The sequence below is a fragment of the Paenibacillus sp. FSL R5-0749 genome (assembly GCF_038595085.1).
GTDB lineage: Bacteria > Bacillota > Bacilli > Paenibacillales > Paenibacillaceae > Paenibacillus.
This window is the reverse complement of the sequence record NZ_CP152005.1, coordinates 889,561-906,092: the sequence shown is the minus strand read 5'-3', so window position 1 is coordinate 906,092 and position 16,532 is coordinate 889,561. Positions and strand designations below refer to the sequence as shown.

The window sequence follows — 16,532 nt, the reverse complement described above, 5'->3', positions numbered from 1 at the left end:
GTTGTCTCCTCTTACATTGACATCCACATTATTATAACGAGTAAGGGAATGATTGGATACTCCAATCCAGGAATTCGGGAGGCCTATAATTCAACCTCCCGATCGACTGGCCCAACAGGACAGATACGAATACCTCACATATTTTCGTATGAACCCGATTTGATCCTACGTAGAGACGACGATCACGTTATAATTTTAGGAGCATTTCATACTGGCCAACATGATACGTAAAACCTGATTTGACCAGGAGGAAATCTTCCATCGGTTTGAGATGAGATTCCACATTGAGGACACTGATTATTGGCGATTCTGTGCGCTTGACCATCTCTGTCAGGATGCTGCTTGCAATACCTTTGCCCCGATAATTTGGGTTCACTGCAAGCTGTGGAATATCACCTGTTTTTTGATCTATAATGCCATAGCCAACAATTTTGTCATCCTGACGTGCAACTACATAGCTAAAAGCTTCTGGTACAGCGTAGATGGAATCTATTGAATTTTGCCAGGAGGGCTCCACATCCCAAAATTCCTTAAACTGCTCCAAATCAATTCTCTCCACACATTCCACTGTGCAGGCCGTTTTCGGTATGAATTTATCTTTTTCCAGCTGGAAACATGCGAATTCCCTTTGAATTTTGAAGTTTTGTTTACTGTAAAGCTGAACTGCAGATTCGTTGGATTGGATGACTTCCAGCAGATATTGCGCTATATTTTTTTCTTTTAGCAGCTTTCGAATATTCAAGAGCAGATGGCTTGTAATGCCCTGCCGTCTGCATTCTTGTACAACGCCTGTCCCAAGGTCATATGCAGTTGCCTTTCCATTCCAGCTTCGAAGTCCATTGATAACAAATCCGACCATTCTCCCATCTTTAAAGGCTCCCATAGATATTTCGGGGTGATACCCTCTTCGTTGGAGCATTTGTTGAAACTTCCAAAAGGGCAGACCCATTTTAACCTGATAGTCGGAGAACGCATCCACAAACGCTTGGTGAAGTGTTTCCGTGCTTATCTTGTCCAACATTTTATAACTGTACATTAGGGCACTCTCTCCTTTGAAAGGATGAAAACAATAATATATTTAGGGCTCATGATCCCTATCCTTATTTAAATATTCTACTAAATAGTTTTAACACGATACAGTAATATCCGTACTATACAATCTGCTTCCTTGAGAGTTTTCAGACACGCCCTAATCACTAAATAGACCGCTCCCTGGTTAAGGGATACGGTCTATTTAATCATTATTTATTCTATGGGGATACCGATTTGGTTAAACCAATTTTGGTGATCACCGTATCATACGGCTCCAATTCCATGGTCTGTTTCCCATGCTCTGTATGGATCGTCGTGGACTGAACCTGATCGCTATTATTGATCACAACCAATATGTTGCTTTCAGGGTAGTAAGCGCACTCGGTATACAAGTTATCCGTGATGTACAATGTTTCATGGAATTCATTGCCCGCAAATCGAATCAAATTCAGAAGTAATCTTGTATTTGCCCAGCTGAATTCGAAGGAAGGCAGGTAGATCCCTTTTCCTTTTCCAAAAGCATGTGTGGACAACGTGATCTGACCATTCGTTTCACTCATTACAGCTGCTGATCCATCAGTAAGATAAATGTTCTTTTTCGGAAGTATGCTGGCCCCCTCAGGCACCAAACCATACTCATCACTAACCTCATAGGACCATTTTCCATGAACAACCCTTGCACCTGTATCCTCATCTACCCCAAGCACATGAGCCATTCTAAAATAGCTGTCGTACCCGTGGGTCGCTGTGGGCTGGTTGATCCCCATAAATGTACCGCCTTCGTACACCCACTGGGTTAGGATGTCTACACATTGGTGGTCTTTCCAGTGCTCTCCACCGCTCCATGCTGAACCCGCAGAACCCGCATTAATGACAACATCCACATCCTTCAATACGCCCTGACGAATATCCTCAAAATCAATAAACTGCACGTCAACAGGTAATCCGGCTAATGCCTCATTCACATGAATCAGATCATGCATATGCGTTTCATGAAAATGACCGGACAAGGTCCACGATCTTAACTTGCCCCAGCTATGCAGAACGGCTACTTTTGTCTTGATCTGATAAGGTTTTCCCTTCTGATGGAGCTCTTTCATTTCCCTGAATTCATGGGCAATCTTCTCAATGTAATCCACAAAATCAGGATAAGGCTCAACCAGATGCAAATACCCACCCAGTCCTATCCGGTCGATTGACTCACGCAGCAGCGCACGCCGAATATTAATCCAATATTTCTTTGCATCAAGGGTAGGATCTCCGCCTTCCTTGAAGGTAGGAAGCCCGCCTAAGCCAACCGGGAACAAGTAGGGATGCAATCGAATCTCATGGGTATCAGCCTTAACGCCTGAGCACATTCTAGCCTCATAACCGGAGAACACACATTTGATCATGCCGTCGAATCCAAACTCCTGAAAGCGATCATTGTACGGCTCCATGCCCACCCAGCTGTCATCATAGAAGACATACGCCAGCTTGTCATGCTTGTGCACCATATCAATTAATTTCTTACCGAATTCAATGACAAAATCATTGATAAAGGCCATCCAGTCCAGTTTGCGCTGATCCGCAGGCATATGAGTGACCTGATATTTACCGCCATTCACAAAGTCCTCGGCTGAGAGTGAATACCCAAATTTCTGAGCAAACAGATCCAGCGCTCTCGAACTTACCGTGAAATCGTATGAACCCCAATCCGACAACAGATGGCGATTCCGTTCATCACTGCCCCAGATCCAGGCGAAGTTATAGAATAGCGATGTAAAACGTACAACCGTTGTTTCTGGATGATTTTGGCACCAATTTTCCATCCAATCCAGCAGATAGGTTTGCGTTTCCGTATAGATTGGGTCAATCTGCATCAGATGCTCTTTATCCCAGTTATTCGTCGTATGATTGTACATGGATATCTCTTCCCAGATCCGATAGACCATGAAACTTACCGTGTATTTATGCCAGGGAGCAACGCCAGTAATCACTACATTGCCAGATTCCCTTTCATAATTCCATTGTGCTCTTGGTACCTCTTCTCCAGTCGTTCGATCATATACCTGCCAATACTTAAACGCTTCTTTGGAATCATTCACCCTGAATTGTTCAGCAAAAAAATCCTCCATCAGATAGATGGATACATAATCTTGTACAGCGACCTTCGGATTCGTAATGAGAAAACATTGCTGCAGCTTATCCAGATTACGGGATGCCCACTCATTATGATCCCGAATGATGCAAATGGTTGAATAGATGCCATATCCGGCATTAATAATCTCGTCAGACAATTTCGTACCGTCACTGTCACGGATCACATCAGCACCCCAGCGATCGGCAAGTTCCAGCGTAAGCGCCTCATAACCGGATTCTCCCGGCAGTGTAAAGGAGCCTTTGGTTAATTTGGACAATTGGGTTCCCTCCCTATCTCAACATATCGGACAGAAAAGCGAGTGCCAGGCCCTGACCCCAGCCTTGAATCCAGTCTTTAGGAATATTGCGATAGCCATCCCGATCCTTCATCACTGCTGTACCGCCAGATACACCAAGCACACGGCCATCTTCGCTAATGTTGTTCAGGATGCCTTCGAGTGCCTTTTGCACATATTTGGTATGCAGTGGGTTGCCGTTATTAATCATTGCCGCTGCAATACCCGCGGAAGCTGATACCTCTTCATACGATTCTACGTCATCCAGCACCGTACGCCACAAGCCGTTCTCGGTCTGTACCAGCTTCAGAGCCGCCAATTGATCGCGAAGAGCACATTCTACATCCATACATTGCGGATACAGATACCAGTCGTTCAATTGCGGCTTCACTTGAGACATTGTATAGGCGCCCCAAGCGTTCGCTCTCCCCCAGTAAAATCCGGACATATGATCCTTGTTGATATTGTTATAACCGTGATACCACAGACTGCTGCTTGGATCCTGAAGGTACTTGATATGCCAGTAATACTGATTCAGCGCATCCTGAATCATGGCTTCATCCTTTAATTTGCTACCTACACGGAGCAGGAAAAATGCCGCCATAAACAAGGTGTCCGCCCAAGCCTGTTCCGGAAAATCATTGGACACGGATACTGTATGCTGAAGGACATTGTCTCCAAAGCGAAGTGCATGGTTCTGGAGATAATCAACCTTGCTGAGAACAATATCCCAATACTTCTGATCCCCTGTTTCTTCATATAAAGTGATGAGCACATGACCCATGGCACATGTATTTACCGTCCAACTTGGCAGACCCAGCTCGATATATTCGTCTGCCCATTTCACCAGCCTGTCCAGAATCTCTTGGTTGCCTGTCGTCTGATAGGCTCTGGATACACCATAATAGGCCACACCGCCGGGCCAATCCCATGTCAGATCCATATCCAGTGTTTTCTTGGTAACATTCTCGATTACGTGAAGAATCTGTTCTCTGTCATATTTCACTTGAAGCATTGTTATTCCCCTCTCCCTGCGCACACACCCCCAAGTGCGCCTTGAGAGGTGTCCGTCCATTTGTAAACGCTTTACTTATTCCATTGTACGCAGTAAAATAGTCTCAATCTAAGCATATTCACAACAAAAGTGCGCAATTTCAATCATTTATACATAGGAGCCCTCGACAATGCCCAAACCGAAGAAACCTGTCATTGAATATCGTCACTACAGCCTGCCCATTGATTTCCCTGTCCTGTTACTCAGTGGAGACCGCTGGAGAATATCCGATATCAAGAGTGAGCATCTTCATTTCCATAACCACATGGAGATTGGCATCTGTTATTCGGATGAAGGGGTCATGGAGATTAAGGGGGAATCTGTACCGTTTCGGGCAGGCGACGTCACGTTCATTCCCCGTTACCTTCCGCATACCACATATAGTTCACCTAATAACGCCAGCCTGTGGGCATATATCTTTTTTTCACCGGAAGAACTCTTCCGCCATTCACTCAAAACAGCCCAAAACCACATTGAACCGAATCTATGGGCGATTCAGGGAACCAATTGCATTCTGAATAAGGAGCAGCATCCCAAAATTCACTCACTCGCAACATCAATCGTAGAAGAGATTAAGCAGCAGTCCCCCTATTATCGGGAGAGCGCGTACGGCTTATTGATGTCTCTATACATCGAACTGCTTCGACTTCATGCAAGCAACGAGAGCTGGTCAGCCCAGAATCAGGAACGGGAACGAGACCTCCAAGGAGACTTGGTCATCTCACCCGTGCTGGAGTTTATCACCAAAAACTATATGATGCCTGTGACCATCGATTACCTCGCTGATCTGTGTCATCTGAGTACAACGCATTTTCGGCGCAAGTTCCATGAAATTATGGGAACCACACCGCTTGATTTTCTGAACAGTACCCGAATTGAAGAGGCATGCAAGCGATTGAAAAGCACGGACGCCTCCATCCTGTCCATCTCCGAGCAAGTCGGCTTCCGATCCATCTCCAGCTTTAACCGCTGCTTCGTCAAACTGATGGGACAATCACCCAAAGCCTGGCGCAAAGCAGCCCATACAGAAGCACAGTCTGCAAAAGCATCAATACTGGAATTCACGGGGTGGGTATGAAGGATTTTGTCGAAATATGATTGCACCCCCCAGAGATATTCGCTACAATGCCGATAGAATACAAGAGATTTGGTTCGAATCTACCAATGGTTCATACAACCTCTAAAGGAGCAGCATTTCGTGTTATTAAAAATTTCAGGCGTTGTCCTGACGGTTGTAGTTGCTGTTACCGTACTGCTCCTGTCAACAATCAGAGAACCCCAATCTGCGGCTCTTCTTGCCCGTCAAGGTGTTATGGATCTATCGGGCTGGAACCCGGAACAAGACGAGCGGATCAAGCTGGACGGTGAGTGGGAATTTTACTGGAACAAGTTGCTTCCTGTTGAATCTGCAACTCCGAATCAGGTTGGTCCAACAATAGCACCCGATACATATGCAAAGGTTCCCGGTTCATGGAATCGAATTAAAATGGACGGCGAACGACTGCCAACCCACGGCTTCGCCACGTATCGACTGGTGCTCCGAAATGTACCAGTTGAAGGAACGCTGGCTATCAAAAAAATGAACATCCGTTTTGCCAGCGAAATCTATATCAATGGCAACAAGCTACTGGAAGACGGACATGCCGTGGAGAAATCAGCGGGATATCGACCGGGAAACTCCCCACAGATCGGCTTCTTTCCTTATCATGGCGGTGACATTGAAATTGTGATCCGGGTGGCTAATTATGATTACGCGGACGCTGGCATTCCGGGGCCACTCTTTTTCGGCGAACAAGCAGCCATGCTGAAAAAACATCAAATCAGCACAGCCGTTGAATTCGGCACACTTGCTGTCCTGGCTACCATTTCGATCATATTCCTTATCAGTTACCTGGGGTCTGCTCTCTACCGAAACAGGGACGATTCCCTGCTGCTGCTTGGTCTAGTCTGTCTGCTGTATGCGCTCTATAACGGCATGATCAGCGAACGTGTGTTATCCATGGTGAACATGGAAATCTCCTTTAGCACGCTTTATAAATTAAAAGATTTCTGCTCCGTTGCATGCCTGGGTCTGCTGACCTTTTACTTCTACCGATTCAAAACAGGCATCTTGACCAGTCTGCTTACAACGGTAATCCTGATTATCTTCGGAGCTTACTTATGCATGGTCGCGCTCCTGCCTATTTCCATCTACGGGCTGGCTGCACCTTACGTTGTCGTTATGTACACGTTAATGTTGCTCTGGTTGTTATATCAATGCGCATCACAGTTTCTGACGAGTGAGAAGGGTGATCGGCTGTCTACTTTCTTGTGGTATGCGGCTCTCTTAAGCATCATGCTGTACTGTCTGGACATTAATCTCTTCTCCATCTCGCTAAAGGAAAATATGAACATCGGGCAGGTCTCCATTGTCCTGTTCAGCATCCTGATGTTGTTTCTGGCGGTACTTCGGTTCTTCGAGTCATATCGTACAGTCCGTGCGCTAAAAGATCAGTTGCTCTTGCTGGATAAGGTGAAAGATGACTTCCTGTCGAACACCTCGCATGAGCTCAAAACACCGCTGAATGCCATTGTGAACATCAGTGAGAGCCTGCTCAAAGGTGCCGAAGGTCCGCTTACCAACGAACAGGCGCATAACCTGGCGATCGTGACGGGTAGCGGCAGACGATTAACCTACCTGGTCGATGAATTACTGGATTATTCGAAAATGAAACATGGCGACATCCCGCTTTACCGGTCTTCAACCGATCTGTACTCGTTTGTCGAATCGGTCATGCGTATGCACTCCTTCCTGCTTGGCTCGAAAATGGTGGAGCTCGTTAATCGCATCCCGGCTCATTTCCCGCCAATCTATGCGGATGGCAACCGACTGATTCAGATTTTACATAATCTGATCGGTAATGCCGTCAAATTCACGGAAAAAGGTACAGTAAGCATCGAAGCTGCCGTTGTTCATGGCAAAGCGGAAATCCGCATTATCGATACCGGTCGTGGCATCGGCAAGGACAAGCTGGAGCATATCTTCCTGCCATTCGAGCAGGAAGCAGATACAGGACCAGTCGTTGCCGGAGGCACCGGACTTGGACTAAGCATTACACGCAAGCTGGTAGAGCTGCATGGAGGAACCATTCATGCAGAATCGGCACCTGGCATGGGGGCCACGTTCATCCTGACTTTTCCGTTGGCCGATGGCAAAGGTGAGAAACGATCCAACGTCAAGCCAATTACCATAGCTCCTACAAGTCATGGTAATCAGTTACTAAGGTTCGAAGAACCAACGATTGTGGAAGGGCATCTCAACGAATGGATCATCGTTGTGGACGACGACTCGGCTAATTTACAGACCATAGTGAATCTCTTGAAGTTGGAGGGCTACTGTTATGCGGTAACCTCACGTTCCCCTTCTGTACTGGATCTGCTCGACCAGCTTCCTTCCGTACATCTGGTCATTGCTGACATTATGATGCCGGACATGTCAGGGTACGAATTGTTGGAACGGATCAGGGAACGTTACTCTCCTTCCGAGCTTCCGGTGCTTATGCTGACGGCAAGTAATAAAGCCAACCAGTTGAAGCTGGCTTTGGAGAAAGGTGCCAATGATTTCGTATCAAAACCGTTTGAATCAGAGGAATTGCTGGCACGGATCGGCGGTTTGACCCGGATGATAACGTCTGTTCAAGCCGCGCGAGATGCCGAGATATCCTTTTTGCGGTCACAGATGAACCCGCACTTTCTGTATAACGCTCTGAATGCCATTGCCGAATTGTGTGTAGATGCGCCAAATCAGGCAGAACAATTGATTTTGCAATTATCGAGTTACTTAAGGCGCAGTGTGCACTTCAAACATCTGGACTCCAAAACCAGCCTGATGAACGAACTGGAGATGATCGAAGCATACGTTGCCATTGAGCAGGCACGCTTTGGCTCACGGCTGGAGGTCATTATTGATGTGGATGCGGACGTGAACCGAAATATGGACATTCCGCCCCTCACGTTGCAACCCCTGATTGAAAACGCGATTCGGCACGGGCTGATGTCCAGCATTCGCGGTGGTCGCGTCATATTGTCCATTCGTAATCTGAATGATACGGAAACACGTTTCTCTATCGAGGACAACGGAATCGGCATAACCAAGCAAAGAATGGAGGAAATTCGGCAATCCACGGACGGCAGTAACGGCGTGGGAATATGGAATATCTCCAGCCGGTTGAACCTGCTGTATGGCAGACACCTTCAGATGGAAAGTCTGGACGGCGAGGGAACGCGCATTACATTTGATCTTCCCAATCAACGTATTAGCACAGATGGGAACGGGGGTTATGAGACATGATAAAAGTCATCATCGTGGATGATGAGGATCTGTCGCTCAAGCGACTGAATCGTATTTTGACAGAAAGCGGAGAAGTTGAAGTATGTCGTGCGTTTCACGATCCGGAGGAAGCCTGTGAATACGCGGCAGAGAATAGCTTCGATGCAGCATTTCTGGACATTACAATGCCTCGCATTTCGGGTATGCACCTCATTGGTGAATTGCGGAAACATCACCCTTTGCTTCCCATCGTGTTGGTGACCGGATATGAGGAATATGCGGTGCAGGCCTTCGACAAAGAGGTGATCGATTACGTTATTAAACCGGTCACGGCAGAGCGACTGAATCGCAGCATTCAGCGGTTGCAGCAGCAGCTTCACAAATCCGTGACAACGCCAGGGCCAGCGGTGCCAGAACCGAAACTGAACGTTCGTCTGTTTGGTGAATTCACCGTGTTCGGTGGAGCCGGAGCAGATAGCCCCATCAAACTTAGAACGCCCAAAACGGAAGAGTTACTCGCCTTCTTGTTGTATACCAAGTCAACCACCCGCGATGCATTGGCTGATACGTTGTGGAAGGACCTCAGTCCGCAGAAGGCCTGGACGAACATCAATTCCACATTGTATTACGTGCGGCGTGCCATCGGCGACAACAGTGACGTGCCAATCATTCTTAAGGACAGGAATGGCATTCGTATTGACCGAGATGCAATCAACTGCGATTTGTACGAGTTTGAGGCCTTGTTCCGCCAGATGCGTCAGGCCTCGGCACATCGTCCAGAGCTCTTCGAGCGGATGGACACATTGTATACGGGTGAACTCCTGAAAGGAAGGCACTATGAGTGGGCTTTCGCGTGGTCCAGACAGCTGGAACTGGATTTCCTCATGACGATGGAAACCGCTGCCCACTATCACGCGAAGAAAGGCGAGACGTTACGGGCGCTGTATTATTTTGAACGTATCCTCCAGATTGATTCGATTCGGGAAGATATTCATCGTGAGATCATCCTGTTGTATCTGTCGCTTGGACGAAGAACCGAAGCGCAGCGACAGTATCTTGTTCTGGAGGAACTACTCAAAGAAGAACTTGGCTCCAGTCCGGCAGCGGAAATCAAGCAACTGTTGCGACAGTCCTGAAATAGCAAAAAAGCCCATGCCTTGGCATACTGAACTGCTCCTATCGTAGTCTTCTATGGTTTACTACGACAGGGAGCAGTTCGGTGTTCCTTTAGGCTTGGGCTTTTTGCCATAAATGGACGTTCATTCGTCCATAACTGATGATATTACATCATCAGGGTCTAGAATCAATTACTCATTGATAAGTTTTTCTGTATTAAGGGTAAACCCTTCAATCACGACATCTTCGTCCACTTCAATCATGATGCAACGTCTGCCTTGATAGTTCACCTGTTTCACATATCTTAGGTCTTGCGGGCTAACCGAAATCGTAGCAACCTTAGTTTCGATCTTGATGGACTTGGACGTAAACTTCGGCATAACACTGGTCGCTTTCATCTCATAATTCTTGTTGTCCACGATCGTTTCGAAGGCACGTTCCACTTTCTCCGTTGTCAGATCTTCCACACCACTTGCGGTCAGTACACGTTCCAGATCCTTATAATCCAGCTTCGGAGGTTCTTCCTCATGAGACTCTTCATTTATTTCGATAACGCGGTTGATCTCCTCATATACATGTGCAATGGTGGCTGAATCGAGCTGTTCACCGGCCACTTCCTTGACGATATCCTCGAAGATCGCCCGTTCTTCCAGTGCGGTTACGGATCTTTCGCCATTCAGTACATTTTCAACAAAATGTGGGTCCGGGAAATTGGATTTCCCGGTGCAATATAGAACACGATTCACATCGGAGTAGTTGTCCGTTACGCTCGGGTACAGGAACCCTTGCTCTGGCGTGCTTAATTTGATAATCGGATCGACAATAATGTTGTATTTGAATTCTCTCTCCACATAGTCAAACAAGAGCGTTTTCCGCTGTTTCTCCGTGGAGTTCACGCTGCACAGAATGAAGGGATGGGCGAACACCTCATTCTTCTCACTCTCTTCCGTGGCTTCGTTTCTAGCCTTAGTCGGCAGATAATACTGTCCGCGCACGAACGTAGCTACCATATCCCGCTCATACTTGGCATCCACCAACATTCGATCCACGAGCAACAGCATGAGATCCTGCCATTCGTCCGGGTCACCTGTGACCAGAGCCTGGTGAAGCAATACCTGAGCCGGGTCCTCCGCTGCTTCCTGGAACTTCAACTCAAACAGCTTCTGATCCAGATCGCCTGTCAGCAGCTTTTTGAAATTGCCCATGTACAGCTCCTGCTTCTCTCTGTCCACCAGTTCGAACGGGTGACGCTCCCAGTGATAGACCTCGTTGGTTTCCTTCGTAATATAGACGTTGAGAATATCGTAAATATTCAGTAAATCGTGATCGAGTTTAAACTGCTTGCGTATATGCGCGACTTCTTTTTTATTCATATTGGATTCGGCAACTCCTTAGATATGTTTCTGGCTTTATTAGTATAAAGGATCGACAGAGAATTTGTTGACTAACTTGTTGCTTGACGGTTAATGGATTTCAGTTACACACGCACGTGATAATCACAACAACACAAATAGGGAGACACTCTTTACATGCATACGAGCACCTCCTGTATGTGTTACATCCCTGATGTTCTAGTCTATCACATTACAGCGATTGCCATTAACATCTTACATATTTACGCTTGAACCCTGTCCGCCCTTTTTCCACTGCCTTTTGGATATTCTCTGAGGCATTCAGAAGCTTGCTCTTTGGCATGTCCTTGTTCACTTCGACAGGTCCCACGGCCTTGGCCGTCTCCACCGCCTGATCGTGCAACGGTTGATAGGATGTTGCAACGGTATACAGGAAGTTGTTCATCGAATATTTCGTTCGTTCCGGAGATTCGTGAATCGTCCTTTTTACCTGTTCCAGCATCTCCGTCAGTTTATTCTCAGAAAACTCACTATCCTTTCGACTGCCGAGCAACCAACAGTAACAGCTCCATCCTGCTGACATTTTGAGCTCATCTCCGCTCGCAATCCACTTATCCGAAACTTCTTGAGCAATATCCGTCTCTGCCAGCGTGACGGCAACGATAAAGTCAGAGATCATGTAAAAATAAGCAGCATCGATCCAACGGTCAAAATCAGCTTCCGTCATCGCTTGAGGATCGGCAATCACGCCCGCAAAGTACATCGCATCATAATTTCCCGTCTCGTATAGTTGCTCCGCCAAAGGTTGATCCTTTTTGATCCGCTTCGCCATTGGTTTCATCGCCCCGGTTGCCACGCCAAATAGCGGTTCATGCGCACCATTGGAGATGTAGATTTTTTTCGTTCGTTCTTTACCCAGCGCTTCCAGCTCTTGCATCACTTCATCTAGATTCATTTGGTGACACTCCCCATCCTATCATTTATATATCTGATCATATCAAACAGAATCTTATGTTTAACGAACTACCGATGGAAAATCACACATTATCCTGTTCGAGCATGATTACCGACCATAGTATTCATAGTATCATTCCCCACAGATTCCTGAAAAGATAACATAAATTCTGTGCAGATAGACATTTTTCCTTCCTTAAATGCTTCTCCCCACCACTTCTGAATACCTGCCCAAAGTCTGGATTGAAGCAATCATTCCTCTCAGCACAGCTGAGCAACATATGTCCATGTCCAAGCAACGTTAAGCTATGGCAGGAATCATCGCTCATCGTTTATGTTCAGTTTAGTATCGTTAACGAAATTGAGGAGAGGAAGGATGCGAGATCATGAGCAACAATCAAGTATTAGGCTTTGCCCCTGCGCTGGGCTGGAATTCGTGGAATACCTTTACGTGGGATATTAATGAACAATTAATTCGGGATGTCGCTGATGTTTTTGTATCGGAAGGTTATCTGGCCGCTGGCTACGAGTATATCGTCATTGATGATTGCTGGAGCCTGAAGGAACGGGATGAAAGTGGCAACCTGGTGGCTGACCCGGAGAAGTTCCCCAGCGGAATGAAAGCGCTCTCTGATTACATCCATAGCAAAGGACTGAAGTTCGGCATGTATTCATGCGTGGGTACGCATACTTGTGCCGGATATCCAGGCAGCTTTGAGCATGAATTCCAGGATGCTGCCCTTTTTGCCGAATGGGGCGTTGACTATTTGAAATATGATTATTGCTTCAAGCCACGACATATCTCAGGAGAGCTGCTGTACAAACGAATGAGCCTGGCGCTGAAAAACTGCGGTCGCGATATCCTGTTCTCCGCCTGCAACTGGGGAGCTGACGACGTATACGACTGGATTCGGGAATCGGGTGCCCACATGTATCGCTCCACTGGCGATATCCGCGACAACTGGGACTCAGTAAAGGAACTTGCCCTATCTCAATTGGGGAAACAAAGCTACACCGGCTCCTTCTGCCATAACGATATGGATATGCTAATCGTTGGTATGTACGGTGGAAGCAACAATGATTATATTGGCAGTATCGGCGGATGCAACGACATCGAATATAAAACCCACTTCTCCCTCTGGTCCATGATGGGTTCTCCATTAATGATCGGATGCGACGTGCGCAAGGCTAACCAGATCACCAAAGATATTCTCCTGAATCCTGACCTTCTTGCCATCAATCAGGATGTAGAAGCTCGCGGCGCTTACCGCATTAAACCAGAGCCGCAATGGTTTCACACAGACGATGTCTTTATGCTGGTGAAGGTACTTACAGATGGTGATCTGGCTATTGGCTTCTTCAACCTGAGCGACAGCCAGCGGGAGTTGTCTTTGCAGTTTTGGGATATGGGTCTGCCTTACGCTGCCGGTTATGCTCTGTCGCTGTACGACTGCTGGGAACATAAAGAGCTTGGCGTGTTCCGTGAACGCTTCGCTCCCGTTGTCGCAGCACATGATTGCCTCATCGTCCGGGCCAAACTGGTGAAATAATGGCTCAACATCGCCTATGCACCTCCTGTCAGGTCCCGCTCTCTTCAGACGATGTGGGCATCTATCTCAAATTGATCTCGCGCTCTGCCCAGCAATTTCTGTGCATCGATTGTCTTGGAGTGAAACTGAACTGTGGACGCGAGCCCATTGAAAAGCTGATACGTTATTTCCGCGAGTCCGGGAACTGCGCCCTGTTCCGTTAACGTTATGCCTTGGTCTGGTGCAGCATCATGAACGCTGTTGGTGTATGTGAAGTGGATTTCTTGAATACTTTGGAAAAATATAACGGATCATTGTAGCCGACGGAGTAGGCTACCGATTGAATCGGCAGACCTGATGTCTTCAGCAGCTCACAGGCGCGCTGGATTCGGCAGGAGGTAATATACTCCAGAACAGACTTGCCGGTTGCTCCTTTAAACAGACGAAACAAATAGCTGCGCTCCAGATTGACTGCCTTTACAATCTCCGTGACGGTCAATGTCGGCTTCCAGTAGTTCTGCTCGATGTACTTTCTCGCCAACCAGACATAATCCTTGGCCTCCACCTGCGGCCTCTTTGGATAAAACTCCATATAGTAGGAGAGCAGCAGACGCAAACGCGCATCCGCCCGCAGCAATTCATAGGATGATGCACCTGCGTTCCAGGCAAGGTGATAAAAAGGCTGCAGTGTCTCCGGTGAGATCGTCACTACGGGTTGTACTTCTGAAAGCTGCGTTAGCCCCAGCAACCGTCCGGCATCCTCACCGCTAAACTCCACCCAGACATACTCCCATGGATCTTGCGGGTCTGGATAATAATAAATCTCCTTTTGCGGAAATATGATAAAGCTTTCCCCTGTAACTAACCGAAATACGCGGCCGCCCGTCTCCAGCGTCCCTTGACCGCGGATAATATAATGCAGCGCATAAACGTCACGCACGCCTGGCCCCCATTGATGAGAATTAGCTGGCTTGTGACCACCGCTGATAAAATACAAATTACTGGCTCTGTTACTCTCATGCCAAATCGGATTCAACCTTGATTCCCCCATTTCTACAGCTACCCTGTTCTCGCGTTCGGTTTATCTTAATATCGTTAATCAGATGTTCGGTAACGCTTACAACCTAAATCCAGAGAGGAGATTGTTGTTATGCTTAGAATGGTTACGGTAGAACATGGACAAGTGCAAGGACTGCCTGCGGCGGATCCGCGGATTACCAGCTTCAAGGGAATTCCTTTTGCCGCACCTCCTGTAGGTGAGAACCGCTGGCGTGCTCCGCAGCCGCAGTCGAACTGGGACGGTGTACTGCAAGCTTTCGATTTTGCCCCTATCTCCATGCAAGCCCCAACAGTCATCGATGATAACAATATCTACACCCGCGAATGGGCAGTTGATCCTGACCTGCCCATGGACGAGGATTGTCTGTATCTGAATGTCTGGACACCCGCCAAGCGCACGGACGAGAAGTTGCCTGTCTTTGTCTGGTACTTTGGCGGGGGCCTACAGGTTGGCCATACGGCCGAAATGGAATTTGATGGCGAACGAATCGCTCGCAGAGGTATTGTCGTTGTGACGATTAATTATCGACTGAATGCCTTTGGTTTCCTGTGTCATCCCGAGATTAGCGCTGAATCTCCCCATGCACCCGCCAACTTCGGTCATCTCGATCAGCAAGCAGGCACGCAGTGGGTCAAACGCAACATTGCCGCCTTTGGCGGTGATCCGGACCAGATCACCATCGGTGGACAGTCGGCAGGCGGAGGAAGTGTACTCAGCCAGATGACCTCTCCGCAAAATAAGGGCTTGTTCCAGCGAGCCGTCATTATGAGCGGCATGGCTACGGAGTTGTACCCGAAAGTCCGCGTGCCTTCTGTCCGTTCCACACTGCGGGATGCAGAGCAGGCCGGGGTTGCATTTTTCGACTTCCTGGGGGTATCTTCCCTTACAGAAGCGAGACAACTGGATGCTGAATTTCTCCGTGACAAAGCACTCGAATACAAAAGCTTCTGGGGAACCATCATCGACGATCAATTCTGCGCAGGCGATCCGTTTACTCGTTTTGTTCAGCAGGAGCGCGAGGCGATCCCCGTCATGCTGGGGCATACATCTTCCGAATTCTGGACCCGTCCCGCCGCAGCCAATCTGGAAGAACTGAAACAGATGGCTGTGGAGCTGTTCGGCGAGGATGCTCCTGCCTTTTTGAAGCTATGTGAGACCGAGACCGGCCAAATCGAGCAGGCTTTGCAACAAGCATCAGTACGCATGATCCAACATGCCATTCTGCTCGCCATCCGCGCGAACAGCGGTCATGCGTCTGAGACGCCTCTTTATTATTATAACTTTGACGCCGAGATTCCGGGATGGGACCAGCCGGGAACCTTTCACTCCGTCGATCTGTGGTTTTTCTTCGAGACATTGGCCAAGTGCTGGCGGCCTTTCACGGGCAAACATTATGATCTGGCGCGCCAGATGTGCAATTATTTATCCAATTTTATTGCTACAGGTGACCCGAACGGTCCAGATTCCACCGGAAAACGGATGCCTCATTGGATTCCTTGTACTACGGAACAGCCGTATCTCATGGAATTTGGCGATCAGTCTCAATTACAGCAGGCTGAGCCTGGACCGATGCTCTCGTTTCTCATTGAACAATATTTCAAGAAACAGAATGAACCTGTTGTTTGAGACATGAGGCTTGCCCTCTGACGATATCGTAAGAGCCATGCGAATGCATGGCTCTTTTAATACAATAACATCTCTCTTTTCCC

At 47.6% G+C, this 16,532-nt stretch carries 11 protein-coding genes; 5 read left to right on the top strand and 6 right to left on the bottom strand.

The features are described from left to right. Nucleotides 1-187: 187 nt before the first annotated feature. The 3 genes from MKY85_RS04120 to MKY85_RS04110 all read right to left on the bottom strand — a co-directional run bounded on the left by MKY85_RS04120 (nt 188) and on the right by MKY85_RS04110 (nt 4,464). Nucleotides 188-1,036 carry a GNAT family N-acetyltransferase gene (locus MKY85_RS04120; protein ID WP_342571855.1) on the bottom strand — a complete coding sequence of 283 codons (849 nt, stop codon included), beginning with the start codon at nt 1,034-1,036 and terminating at the stop codon, nt 188-190. A 214-nt stretch (nt 1,037-1,250) separates the two neighbouring features. Next, a complete protein-coding gene (gnpA, locus tag MKY85_RS04115; RefSeq protein ID WP_342571854.1) occupies nt 1,251-3,431 on the bottom strand; it encodes a 1,3-beta-galactosyl-N-acetylhexosamine phosphorylase in 2,181 nt (726 codons plus the stop codon). 13 nt (nt 3,432-3,444) lie between these two features. Then, nucleotides 3,445-4,464, bottom strand: coding sequence for a glycoside hydrolase family 88 protein (locus MKY85_RS04110; protein ID WP_339304091.1), 1,020 nt, complete (start codon nt 4,462-4,464; stop codon nt 3,445-3,447). A gap of 169 nt (nt 4,465-4,633) precedes the next feature. On the opposite strand from MKY85_RS04110, the gene MKY85_RS04105 reads away from it, so the two are divergent. From MKY85_RS04105 to MKY85_RS04095, 3 genes are all read left to right on the top strand, one after another. Continuing rightward, entirely contained in the window at nt 4,634-5,581 is a 948-nt protein-coding gene (locus MKY85_RS04105) for an AraC family transcriptional regulator (protein ID WP_339258869.1), read from the top strand. Between the two features lie 120 nt (nt 5,582-5,701). Next, nucleotides 5,702-8,833, top strand: coding sequence for an ATP-binding protein (locus MKY85_RS04100; RefSeq protein ID WP_342571853.1), 3,132 nt, complete (start codon nt 5,702-5,704; stop codon nt 8,831-8,833). After that, nucleotides 8,830-9,948: a response regulator gene (locus tag MKY85_RS04095; RefSeq protein WP_339258864.1), complete on the top strand. Its 1,119-nt coding sequence runs from the start codon at nt 8,830-8,832 to the stop codon at nt 9,946-9,948. The genes MKY85_RS04100 and MKY85_RS04095 overlap by 4 nt, the downstream gene beginning before the upstream one ends. A 171-nt stretch (nt 9,949-10,119) precedes the next feature. On the opposite strand, the gene MKY85_RS04090 is transcribed toward MKY85_RS04095, so the two are convergent. Further along, nucleotides 10,120-11,301: a DUF4317 domain-containing protein gene (locus MKY85_RS04090; protein ID WP_339239556.1), complete on the bottom strand. Its 1,182-nt coding sequence runs from the start codon at nt 11,299-11,301 to the stop codon at nt 10,120-10,122. A 226-nt stretch (nt 11,302-11,527) separates the two neighbouring features. Further along, nucleotides 11,528-12,235: a DNA alkylation repair protein gene (locus MKY85_RS04085; RefSeq protein ID WP_342571852.1), complete on the bottom strand. Its 708-nt coding sequence runs from the start codon at nt 12,233-12,235 to the stop codon at nt 11,528-11,530. A 385-nt stretch (nt 12,236-12,620) separates the two neighbouring features. Between MKY85_RS04085 and MKY85_RS04080 the strand changes: the two genes are divergently transcribed. Then, nucleotides 12,621-13,784 (top strand): glycoside hydrolase family 27 protein, encoded by a 1,164-nt coding sequence (locus MKY85_RS04080; RefSeq protein WP_342571851.1) that lies wholly within the window; start codon nt 12,621-12,623, stop codon nt 13,782-13,784. 205 nt (nt 13,785-13,989) lie between these two features. Here MKY85_RS04080 and MKY85_RS04075 read toward each other — a convergent pair whose 3' ends face one another. Continuing rightward, complete coding sequence (locus MKY85_RS04075) at nt 13,990-14,799, bottom strand: AraC family transcriptional regulator (RefSeq protein WP_339239552.1); 810 nt, start codon at nt 14,797-14,799, stop codon at nt 13,990-13,992. Between the two features lie 114 nt (nt 14,800-14,913). Between MKY85_RS04075 and MKY85_RS04070 the strand changes: the two genes are divergently transcribed. Next, nucleotides 14,914-16,449: a carboxylesterase family protein gene (locus tag MKY85_RS04070; RefSeq protein ID WP_342571850.1), complete on the top strand. Its 1,536-nt coding sequence runs from the start codon at nt 14,914-14,916 to the stop codon at nt 16,447-16,449. The last annotated feature ends 83 nt before the right edge of the window (nt 16,450-16,532 follow it).

Bases quoted from the DNA above. Each gene is read 5' to 3' on its own strand.
- MKY85_RS04105 (WP_339258869.1), top strand. From the start codon at position 4,634: ATGCCCAAACCGAAGAAACCTGTCATTGAATATCGTCACTACAGCCTG.
- MKY85_RS04070 (WP_342571850.1), top strand. From the start codon at position 14,914: ATGCTTAGAATGGTTACGGTAGAACATGGACAAGTGCAAGGACTGCCT.
- MKY85_RS04120 (WP_342571855.1), bottom strand. From the start codon at position 1,036: ATGTACAGTTATAAAATGTTGGACAAGATAAGCACGGAAACACTTCAC.
- MKY85_RS04085 (WP_342571852.1), bottom strand. From the start codon at position 12,235: ATGAATCTAGATGAAGTGATGCAAGAGCTGGAAGCGCTGGGTAAAGAA.
- MKY85_RS04110 (WP_339304091.1), bottom strand. From the start codon at position 4,464: ATGCTTCAAGTGAAATATGACAGAGAACAGATTCTTCACGTAATCGAG.
- MKY85_RS04080 (WP_342571851.1), top strand. From the start codon at position 12,621: ATGAGCAACAATCAAGTATTAGGCTTTGCCCCTGCGCTGGGCTGGAAT.
- MKY85_RS04090 (WP_339239556.1), bottom strand. From the start codon at position 11,301: ATGAATAAAAAAGAAGTCGCGCATATACGCAAGCAGTTTAAACTCGAT.
- MKY85_RS04095 (WP_339258864.1), top strand. From the start codon at position 8,830: ATGATAAAAGTCATCATCGTGGATGATGAGGATCTGTCGCTCAAGCGA.